Origin of the sequence: Kitasatospora sp. NPDC048194 (genome assembly GCF_043202455.1) — a bacterium.
In the GTDB taxonomy this organism is placed as follows: Bacteria; Actinomycetota; Actinomycetes; order Streptomycetales; family Streptomycetaceae; genus Kitasatospora.
Genome location: NZ_JBIDAK010000062.1, coordinates 3,165 through 12,521 on the forward strand (window position 1 = coordinate 3,165; position 9,357 = coordinate 12,521).

General features: G+C 73.9%; 15 protein-coding genes. 7 read left to right on the top strand and 8 right to left on the bottom strand.

Going from position 1 to position 9,357, the window contains the following annotated elements; all coding sequences use genetic code 11:
* Positions 1-250: 250 nt before the first annotated feature.
* The 8 genes from ACGF07_RS35280 to ACGF07_RS35315 all read right to left on the bottom strand — a co-directional run bounded on the left by ACGF07_RS35280 (position 251) and on the right by ACGF07_RS35315 (position 3,550).
* Positions 251-694: a hypothetical protein gene (locus tag ACGF07_RS35280; protein WP_392905718.1), complete on the bottom strand. Its 444-nt coding sequence runs from the start codon at positions 692-694 to the stop codon at positions 251-253.
* A gap of 2 nt (positions 695-696) precedes the next feature.
* Positions 697-909, bottom strand: a complete 213-nt coding sequence (locus ACGF07_RS35285; RefSeq protein ID WP_392905720.1) for a hypothetical protein — start codon at positions 907-909, stop codon at positions 697-699.
* Positions 909-1,148, bottom strand: a complete 240-nt coding sequence (locus ACGF07_RS35290; RefSeq protein WP_392905721.1) for a hypothetical protein — start codon at positions 1,146-1,148, stop codon at positions 909-911. The genes ACGF07_RS35285 and ACGF07_RS35290 overlap by 1 nt, the downstream gene beginning before the upstream one ends.
* A gap of 60 nt (positions 1,149-1,208) precedes the next feature.
* On the bottom strand, positions 1,209-1,628 hold the full coding sequence (locus ACGF07_RS35295) for a DUF3307 domain-containing protein (protein WP_392905723.1): 420 nt from the start codon (positions 1,626-1,628) through the stop codon (positions 1,209-1,211).
* A gap of 62 nt (positions 1,629-1,690) precedes the next feature.
* Positions 1,691-1,939 (bottom strand): hypothetical protein, encoded by a 249-nt coding sequence (locus tag ACGF07_RS35300; protein WP_392905725.1) that lies wholly within the window; start codon positions 1,937-1,939, stop codon positions 1,691-1,693.
* A gap of 14 nt (positions 1,940-1,953) precedes the next feature.
* Positions 1,954-2,967, bottom strand: a complete 1,014-nt coding sequence (locus ACGF07_RS35305) for a protein spdB (protein ID WP_392905727.1) — start codon at positions 2,965-2,967, stop codon at positions 1,954-1,956.
* Entirely contained in the window at positions 2,964-3,401 is a 438-nt protein-coding gene (locus ACGF07_RS35310; RefSeq protein WP_392905729.1) for a hypothetical protein, read from the bottom strand. The genes ACGF07_RS35305 and ACGF07_RS35310 overlap by 4 nt, the downstream gene beginning before the upstream one ends.
* On the bottom strand, positions 3,398-3,550 hold the full coding sequence (locus tag ACGF07_RS35315) for a hypothetical protein (RefSeq protein WP_392905732.1): 153 nt from the start codon (positions 3,548-3,550) through the stop codon (positions 3,398-3,400). Before ACGF07_RS35315 ends, ACGF07_RS35310 begins: the two co-directional genes overlap by 4 nt.
* 166 nt (positions 3,551-3,716) lie before the next feature.
* On the opposite strand from ACGF07_RS35315, the gene ACGF07_RS35320 reads away from it, so the two are divergent.
* From ACGF07_RS35320 to ACGF07_RS35350, 7 genes are all read left to right on the top strand, one after another.
* Positions 3,717-3,983, top strand: a complete 267-nt coding sequence (locus ACGF07_RS35320) for a hypothetical protein (protein WP_392905734.1) — start codon at positions 3,717-3,719, stop codon at positions 3,981-3,983.
* Positions 3,980-4,210: a pRL2-19 gene (locus ACGF07_RS35325; RefSeq protein ID WP_392905736.1), complete on the top strand. Its 231-nt coding sequence runs from the start codon at positions 3,980-3,982 to the stop codon at positions 4,208-4,210. The genes ACGF07_RS35320 and ACGF07_RS35325 overlap by 4 nt, the downstream gene beginning before the upstream one ends.
* Positions 4,211-4,229: 19 nt before the next feature.
* Complete coding sequence (locus tag ACGF07_RS35330) at positions 4,230-4,850, top strand: hypothetical protein (protein WP_392905739.1); 621 nt, start codon at positions 4,230-4,232, stop codon at positions 4,848-4,850.
* A gap of 218 nt (positions 4,851-5,068) precedes the next feature.
* Positions 5,069-6,109: a hypothetical protein gene (locus tag ACGF07_RS35335; protein ID WP_392905740.1), complete on the top strand. Its 1,041-nt coding sequence runs from the start codon at positions 5,069-5,071 to the stop codon at positions 6,107-6,109.
* Between the two features lie 2 nt (positions 6,110-6,111).
* Entirely contained in the window at positions 6,112-6,672 is a 561-nt protein-coding gene (gene tpg / locus ACGF07_RS35340; RefSeq protein WP_392905742.1) for a telomere-protecting terminal protein Tpg, read from the top strand.
* Positions 6,665-8,611 carry a telomere-associated protein Tap gene (gene tap / locus ACGF07_RS35345; RefSeq protein ID WP_392905744.1) on the top strand — a complete coding sequence of 649 codons (1,947 nt, stop codon included), beginning with the start codon at positions 6,665-6,667 and terminating at the stop codon, positions 8,609-8,611. Before tpg ends, tap begins: the two co-directional genes overlap by 8 nt.
* 98 nt (positions 8,612-8,709) lie before the next feature.
* Positions 8,710-9,348, top strand: coding sequence for a hypothetical protein (locus ACGF07_RS35350; RefSeq protein WP_392905746.1), 639 nt, complete (start codon positions 8,710-8,712; stop codon positions 9,346-9,348).
* The last annotated feature ends 9 nt before the right edge of the window (positions 9,349-9,357 follow it).

Consider the following 9,357-nt stretch of genomic DNA (forward strand, 5'->3'; position numbering starts at 1 on the left):
GCCTGGCCGGGCGCGGGGGTGCCGGTGGGCATCGGGGTGGACGTGGCCGAGAGGCCGGTTAGTGCGCTGTGCACGGTTCTTGCTGCTGCCAGGATTGCCACCGCGGCTTCCCTTTCGTGAGGTGGGGGAGCCGCTGCGCGGCGGACCGGTGCATGGTCCGCCGCGCGCTCCCCCCGTGATCAGTGATCAGCAGAGCGTGAGTCAGTCAGTGTGCGCGCCGCCCCCGACAGGCGGCCAGTGCTTTCGCCGGTCAGCCGCCGTGCCAGGGGCACGGGGCGTCGTCGGGGCAGGGGTCCGCGCACCCGGGCGGCACGGTGAGCCAGTGCCGGTACTCCTGGCGGACGTAGGCGCGCGGGCCGCCCTCGGCGTCCCACTCGATCGAGTCCGGCCCGTACGGTCCGGCCACCTCGTCACCGTGCTGGCGGTCGTGCTCCATGAGCGCCCACGCGGCCCGTACGGCGGCGTGCAGCGCCTCGTCGGTCCGGGTGGACCACCACCGCCGGTCCGCGACCGCAGCGGCCCGCAGACGGACCTCGCGCAGCTCGGGCACCGAGACGTCCGGGTGGAAGGCGGACCGGTTCTCGGCGGCCAGCTCGCGGCGCAGCAGGGTCACCGCGGCTTCCTCCTGGGCCAGGTCCGGCGCCTGGGCGTACGCCTCGTTCGCGGACGGGGCGTCGAAGGCGATGTAGCGCATGGTCAGCCCACCTTGCGGATCTCGTAGGAGTGGCAGAGCGCCGATCCGGCGAACCAGCCGTCGAGCTTGACGGTCCACTTCCCGCCGGTCAGGTCGCTGGGGATCAGCTGGTCGTCGCGCAGGTCGTCCAAGACCTTGCCGGTCTTGCCGACCGCCCAGGGGTCGGTGACGCACTCCAGGATCTCGACGTGGTCACCGGCGCGGAACTCGGGCATCAGATCTTCTCCTCGGTGTCGAAGTGCGGGTAGAGCTGGCGGACCAGGCCGAGCACGTACGCGGGGTCGGCGCCGAGAAGGCCGGCCTTCTCCATCGCGGCGTTGGCCTCCCACGCGACCGCGCTCAGCCGCTGTTCGGTGTCCGGCTGGGCCAGGGCGGCCGGGTCCTTGGCGACGGACAGCAGCGCCTGCTGCAGCCGGTAGTACGCCTGGACGCCCTCGCGGGTGACGTCGTCCATGGGGTTCCTCTCGTAGTGGCGGGGCGGGCCCGGGTGGGCCCGCCCCGGCGTGCGGGTCGGTCAGGACAGGGCGGCGATCAGCAGCGCAGCGGGCAGGACGCCCAGCGCCACGTGCGCCGTCTGGTCTACATGCGCGGCGCCCCCGTGGGCGGCGAATCCGGCCTGGCGGGCCCAGGTCATCCAGCGGGTCACGGGCCAGCGGCGGTCGATCGCGGCGTGGCTCAGGCCGAGCCACAGCGGCGCGAGGACGGCCGGCACCGCGCCGACGTGGAAGCCGAGCACCGCCTCACCGACCATCAGCAGCACGAGCGAGACGGTCACGTGGGTGACGGCGTGGGCGGCCAGCGCCCGGCGGCTGATGGAGCCGTGTCCGGCCTTGTGGGCCGCCTGGTGGTCGGTCTGGAACGGGTAGTCGGCGAGCAGGTGGGCGACGTGGAGCAGGACGAAGACGGCGGCGAACAGGCCGGTGGTGGCGTTCATCGGGGGTTCCCTCCCTGGTCGGGGTGGGGCGGGCCCGGTCGGGCCCGCCCCGTGGTGGTCGGTCAGAACCAGCTGTTGGCGCGCTTCGCGGCCTTGGCCTTGGCCTCGGCGGCCAGGCGCTCGGCCTCGGCCGCCTCGCGGGCGGCCTTGTCGGCCTCCTCGCGGGCCACGGCCTTCGCCTGGAGGCGGTCGATCGCGGCGTCGACCTTGCCGATGTCCTTGCCGCGCACCGTGCGGACCACGGCGCGGCCGATCAGGAAGGCGGAGGCGAGGATCTCGCCGGTGGTGTAGTGCTCGGGCTCCTGGGCCATGGCGATCGCCTCTCTCAGAGGTAGGGGGACGGGGCGGGGGCGGTCTTGCTCGCGGCGGCCCGGGTCTCGCGGATCACCCGCGCCACCGTGGCCGGGGTGCCCTTCGTGGCGGGGCGCCCGGTCAGCTCCGGCACCCGCCGCGTGATCTCCGCCGGATCGGTCTCCCCCTGGGCCAGCAGGGAGCGCACCGCCGCTGCCGTGGAGACCGGCACCCCGGCGGGCGCCGGGCCACCAGCGGCGGCGAAAGGGCCGCTGACCTGCGCGGCGGTTTCCGCCGCGCCCTCCGCCGCACGGGCGCCGGAGGCGACGCGCTCCACGAGCGCGGCCGTGGTGGAGGGCCGCACCGCCGCGAGGGGGACGAACTCCGGCAGCTCCCAGCGCGGGGCGGTGACCGCCGTCAGCGCGGCGTTCTGCCCGTCGTCCGTCTGGGCGGTGTTCTCCAGCGCGGCGCGGGCCCCGGCCAGCACCCGGGCGGCCTTCGTCTGGGCCTTGGCCATCTGGGCCCCGGCCGACGAGACGGCCCGGGTGCGGACCACGTCCATGCCGACCTGGGCGGCGAGGCGGGCGCGGGCGACCGCCGCGTCGTCGCGGGCGCTCTGGCGCACGGCGGCGATCTCCGCGAGCGCCCTCGGGCTGACCTCGGTGGCCTCCCACAGGCCGTGCAGCCACCAGAGGAGCTTGGCGGCGATCGGCAGCCAGCTCACGGCCAGCCAGGCCGCCGTGCCCGCTCCGGCGGTCAGCCCGTGAACCACCAGGAGACCGGTGGCGGCGAGGCCGAACAGCCAGCCCACCAGGGTGACGCGCCAGTCGTGCTCGCCCTGGGCGCTCAGGCGGCGTTCGTAGGCGAGCGCGGCGAGCCACGCTCCGTCGAAGCCCAGGCCGATCAGCAGGCCGAGCCAGATGCCGAGCAGGGGGCCGAGCCACAGGGCGACCACGGCGACCGTGAGGACCATGGACGCGGCGGTCCCGGCCAGCGCGGGGGCCGCGAGGACGGCGCGGCGCCGGGCGTGTGCGAGGTTCGCGTTCACAGGGCACCGCCCTCGGTCTCGGCGGCCATCTCCAGCGCGTCGTTCCAGGCGTCGCAGTCGGCGAGCATCACCCCGGCCGCGCAGCCGCAGGTACCGGCCCAGTGCGCGGTGATCGCGGCGTCCTGGATCGCGTACAGGGTCTTGGCGTCGATGCGGCGCAGCAGGGCGCCCAGCGCCTCGAAGGCTCCGAGCATCACGCCGACCGCGACCAGCTCGGCGACGGCCAGCTCCGCCCAGAACGGGGCGTCGTAGTGCTCCATGAACGCCCCGGCCCCACCAGCGGCGGCCATGCCGAACAGCAGGGCCGTCAGCACGGTCAGGAACTGCGGGGTGGTGATCAGGTGCCGGGTCCGCTCGGCGAGGCCGGCCTTCGGGGCCGGGGCCGGGGGCGTGGGCTGCGGCTGGGGGACGGGGGTTCCACCGGCGTGGCTCATCGGGCACCCCCGTCCTGGGGCCAGACCACGCTGATGCCGGAGCCGCGCTCGACGATCACCGGCTCAGGGGCCGGGGTCGGCTCGGGCGCCGGGGCGGGAACGGGGGTGGGGTCGGGCGTCTGGGCACGCCCGTGATCGGTACGATCCATCACGGATCGCCCTCCTTCTTGTGCAAGGGGGGTGGTCAAGGCCCTGACCAGGCGTTACAGCGCCCGGTCGGGGCCGCACCGTTTGGTGCTGAGGAAGACACTACGGGAATGAATCTCGCGATACAAGTAGTTCTCTCGATGCTTCTTTTCAGGTAGCCTGACGTGCATGGTTGAGATTCCAGAAGAGCGGCAGGCCGAAGCGCTGCGCGCCGTGGCCGTGGCCGCGACCGAGCGCGCCGTAGCGGAAGAGTGGATGACCGACAGGGTCCGGGCCGCCGCCGTGGCTGCCGCCCAAGCGGGCGCCCAGCGCAACCGCATCAAGGACCTGGCCGGGGTCTCCCCGAACACCCTGGCCGCGTGGCTCAGGGCCGCCGGCCTTGAGGTCCGCGCCAAGCGCCCGGCGAAGGCCACCCCGGAGAGGAAGAGCGCGTGAGCGGTCTGCCGTCCCCCGAGGACATGTCCCACGCGATGCTGATCGCCGTGCTGATGGACCAGGGCGGCTCCTACGAGATGCCCGGCGACGCGCTCAGCACCGATGCGCTCGGCACCGCCGACGGCACGTTCCACGCCGTGGAACTCCTGCCGCTGGCCAACGGCCGCGTTCGACTGTCCGTAGTGCCCCGCCCGTCCGGGGACGCCGGGGGCATCACCCTCCGCTGATCAGAAGGAAGGCGAAGCTGTGCCCGTCAGCAAAGGCCGGAAGAAGCCCGGCAAGCACCCCGCCCGCGCCGCGCAGTTGCGCAGGAGGCTGCGCGAAAGTCCGCTGTTCGCCAGCCCGCCCCCGTTCGAGGGCTACGAGGAATGGATCATCCCGGGGCCCGATGGCCGACCGGTGTTGCAGGAGACAGCTCCGCAGGACACCCGGGACTGGGCGGAGCACATGGCGCTGCTCTCGCCCCTCTACGGCGGGCGCATCCCCTGGGCCGCAACGCAGCTTGACGAGATGATCCGCACCAAAACGCTCGTCCGGGCCAGCGCCACCACCCCCGGCGAGGTCGAGACGATCGGCCTGCACGACTTCGCCGAGCAGGCCGGCCTTCCCGACGAAGACCACCACTGCCACGGGGACGAAGACGTGTGCCCCGGGATCAGCTGCACGGACGCCGGACACGACCAGGCCGAACACGCCGTGTGGCTGCACTTCCACCACCTGCACGCAGACGGCCTGATCGTGGTGGACGAACGGGGCGCCTTCCACCTCTCGAAGCCGCCCACACGGCCGGGCGACGGCTGGCAGCTCTTCGACCAGCCCGGCATCCGACTCCCCGGCCTGGTCCGCTCAGGGCGCACCACCCGCTGATGATCACGAAAGGCGCCAGCGCCCACCGCAACAGCGAGTAGTCTCAGCGCCACCCAAGACGATCAACAGAAGCACCCAGAGACGACGAAACCCCCCGCCTCTACCGGGTCATAGCGTTGGAGCGCTACCGGCGAGGGCGAGGGGCCTCACGACAGGCCCGAGTGTAGGGGAGAGATCCCCCTCCCGCGAAGCGGGACCGGGCCGGATAGGACCCGTTGGTGTCACAACACGCCGATGTTCGCCCCGGCGACTGCGCCTCGTGCTCCACTCTGTTCACCCAGCTCAGCCGACACACCGACCCCGCCCGCCTGACCATCGCCCGCCTCGGCGAGCTGGCCAAGCTTGGCCGACGGGCGACCTTCCTCCACCTCGCACACCTGGAGACGCGCGGGCTGATCGGGGAGGACCGGCGGACCCCCGTCGAAGGCGCCACGCTGGAAAGGCCGGCCTTCAAGCCGCGTCCGGCCGCCACTGCCCTGGACTGGGCCACGAGCGTCAAAACCCCGCACCGCGCGTGCGGCAAGCTCCTGTGCGCCTACGCCGCCCACGGCTGGCGCGGCCAGCTCAAGGACGCCGTCCTCGCGAAGGCCGCCGGGCTCTCAGTGCGCACCATCGAGCGGCACCGGCCGTGCCTCGGCGAGAGCGGCGCCAAGCTGATCTACTTCACCCGCGACCAGATCAACGACGCGAACGGCCGGCTGCGCAACCCCGACCGGTACACCCTGAACCCCGGGCTGGCCCGGGTGGAGATGCCCAAGGCACCGACGCACCACGCCCGCGACGACAAGTGGTTCCACGACATTGCTGAGGCCCTGCTGCTGCGCATGCCGTGGTTCGCCTCGGCCCCGTGGGAGTCGGGCTGGGAGACCACGCGCCAGCGCGGGATCGGGGCGCTCGCCCGCGCCTACAAGGCCCACGCGGGCACCTGGGGTGAAGCCGACTGGTACGCCCACCTGCACCGGGACACCCCGGTGAACCGGCCGCTGTTCCACCTGCGCCAGCTCATCGCCACCGCCGACCCCACCCGCCCGCCGGTCTCCGGCAGCCCCGAGTACACCGCCACCGGCACCACGGCGCCCCTGCTACCGGTCACCTGCGAGCGCTGCGAGAAGCGGGCGTTCCGCCCGACCGAGCCCGGCCGGACCGTGTGCGGCCCCTGCCGTGAGGAAGCCGAGCGGGCCAACGACCCGCGCGCGGCCCACGCGGCCTTCGAACGGCTCCTGGGCCCGATCTCCAACCCGCTCGGAAAGGCGGTCTGACCATGGGCAAGATCCTCGACGGCTTCCGGGCCGCGATCCACACCCGCAAGGCGCCACAGAGCTGGGGCGCGCAGTTCAAGTTCCTCATGAAGGGCGCCAAGGGCTCCACCAAGGCGCTGGCCGAACAGCTCGGCGTCTCCCAGCGCACCGTGCAGCGCTGGGCCAAGGGCACCGCCCAGCCGAGCAAGAAGGCCGCCGAGTCCATGAAGGCCGCCACCGACACGGCGTGGCAGCCCCGGGTGAAGGAGCGCGCCAAGCAGCGCGCGGCCAGCCGCGGATTCTCGGTGAACGTGGCCGGGACCTTCGGGTTCCGCGCGGCCAAGGGCAGCACCGACGACGCCCGCTTCCGCCAGCTCACCCAGGAGATGCCCTCCCACCTGGTGGGCCCGATGTGGGACGCCATGGAGGCCGGAGACGAGAACGCCCTGAACGATCTGGTGGCCGCCGGACTCGGCGAGGCGTACTTCACCGACCACGGCCGCCGCGCGGACGGCTTGGACGTGGAACTCAGGGACGTGTACTCGCTGGACCTGGACATCTGGGGGGACGAGGACGATGAGTGACCTGCTGCTGATGGACACCACCCCGAGCGGCGAGCTGGTGACCGGCCCGGCCCTGCCCTGCACCCAGTGCGGGCGCCCGACCCCGTTCCGGGTGGGCGGCCAGCCCCGCCACGGCGGAGGCTTCTGCGCCCCCACCACCCCGGCCCCGGTCGCTCCGGTCGCTCCGGCCCCCGCGCCGGCACCCCGCCGGACGCCCGCCCGCCCGGCCACCCGGCCCGCGCGTCCGGTCCGCCAGGCCCGCCCCGCCCCGGCCCCCGAACCGCAGCCGACGAAGTACCCCGCCGGTCCGCTCGCCGTCCTCGACGCCGCCAAGACCGGACTGACCGCGCACCTGGTCGACGGCCGCACCCTCCCCGTCACCGCCAAGACGCTGCCCGACGTGGCCGAGTGGGCCCTCGAAACCGGGCTCGGCGCCGAACGGCTCCACCAGCACGGCCGGGACGCCGATCCGCTGGTGGTGCTGACCGACACCGCGTGCAAGCGGCTCGGCCTGCCCGCCCCCGGCACCACCAAGACCGCCTACGACCTCAAGGCCGGACGGCTCCCCGAGACGCACAAGGCCGTCAAGCAGGTCGCCGACGCCGGGTGGCAGCTCACCCGGCGCGGGCTCGGCGCGTGGGCCCGCCTCTACCGCACCCCGGACGGCGCCCGCCGCCAGTGCGTGCAGCTCTGCGTACCGCTGTGGGGCGCCCTGTCCGACCGGGGCGGCTGGCGGGCGCCCGAAGGCCTCGCCCCCGGCGAGCTGGCCCGCCTCCTCGGCACCTACGCCACCCGCGCCATCACCCCGTGCGGCTCCACCGCCGTGACCGGCATGGAGCTGATGACCGCGCTGCGCCCGCCCACCCGCGCCGTGCGCACGGGCAACACGTGGTCCTCGGGTCTGGTGGAGGGCTCCCTGCACCACGCCGTGCAGGCCGCCCCGCCCGAGGTCCCGGCCGAGCACCCGGCCGCCCAGGGCCGCACCGGCCCCGCCCTCGATGAGGAGGCGTGGGCCTGGACCCGCCCGGCCACCGCCGAAGAGGCCGGCCTTCCGTTCGCGGTCGGCATCGACGTGAACGTGATGTTCCTGGCCGCCGCCAACCGCCTCTCCGTGGGGCTCGGCGAGCCGGTGCACACGGACGGACCGGCCTTCGACAAGAAGATCCCCGGGTCCTGGCTGGTCGACCTCTCCGGCGTCGAGACCGATCCGCGGTTGCCCTCGCCGTTCACCCCGGACGGCACCCGCCCGACCGGGCCCGCCTGGTACGCCACCCCGACCGTGGCCTACGCCGAAGAGCTCGGCGCCCAGGTCCGCCCCCTCGAAGCCTGGCTACGCCCGGACCACGGCCCGTACCTGACCCCCTGGTACACCCGGCTGCGGGACGCCTACATGGCCACCATGGCCGCCCTCGGCATCACGCCCGAGCTGGCCGAAGACCCGGCAGCCTTCCAGGCCGCCATGGCCACCGTGAAGGCGGGCGACCGGGTGGAGCTGGCCGTCCTGGCCGCCATCAAGGCCAGCGCCAAGGGCGCGCTGGGCAAGCTGCGCGAGCGGCCCAGCCACATCGGCTACCGGCCCGGCCAACCCTGGCCCGCCTTGGAGCGGCCCACGTGGCGCCCGGACATCCGGGCCGCCGTGATCGCCACGGCCCGGGTCGGCCTGCACCGCAAACTGGCCAAGACCGCCGCCGCCACCGGCGCCTACCCGCTCGCCGTGGCCACGGACTGCGTGGTCTACCCGGCCCCGACCGCCGACCCGCTCTCCGTGCTCCCGTACAACCCGGACGGCACGCCGATGCTCGGGACCACCGGCCGCCCCGTGGCCGGGCTGCGCCTCGGGGTCAGCCCCGGCCACGCCAAGGTGGAGGGCGTCCGCCCCCTGCCCGAGGTGCTGACCGAGCTGGCGGACGGCGTGAACCCGGCCCGCCACATGAAGCCGAGCGCGCCCGGCAGCGAGTAACGGCCAGCGCTGGCCCCACCCCCGGGTGTCCATGGACTGTCCATGGACACCCGGCCCGTTTTCCCAGGCCACAGCCACCCACCACCCAAGGGGGACACATGACCGACCGGCCCGACACCCAGCCGTGCGACCGGCCCGAGAACCGGCCGAACCCCACCGACAGCGAAAGCATCGCGGCCACCGAAAGCTGCCGGAACTGCGACGGCTGGGTGTGCTCCCAGTGCGGCGAGGACCACGTGGACGAACCTCTCCAGTGGTGCGCCCAGTGCTGCAAGGACTCGTACGAGGAAGACATGCGGTACCCGGACGAGGACCAGGAGGACCAGGACCACGACCCGGCCGCCGGCCTTTCCCCGGACGTGGCCTACGGCCTCGCTCCGGCCCTGGCCTACGAGCTGTACCACCTGCTTGAGCGCGTGGCCGAGCAGCACAAGCCGGACGGCGAGGACCAGGACGAGCGCCTCCTTCTGGTCCGTCAGGCCGCCCTCGCCGACCGGTGCCGACTGGCCGACCCGCACAACCTCGACCTCGGCCGCGCCGAGTGGCTCGCCTGGCGACTGCGCTCCCACGACGAACGCCACGGCACCACCGAAGGCCCCGTCCCCGCCGAAGACGAGCGCTGGGACCGGCACCCCTTCGGCTACGTCCGGCAGGAGTACCACCAGTGGGTCCGCTACGCCCCCGAACCGGACCCCTTCGCGACGGACCCTCAGGAACAGCCCCGAGAAAGCGCCTGAACACCCCTC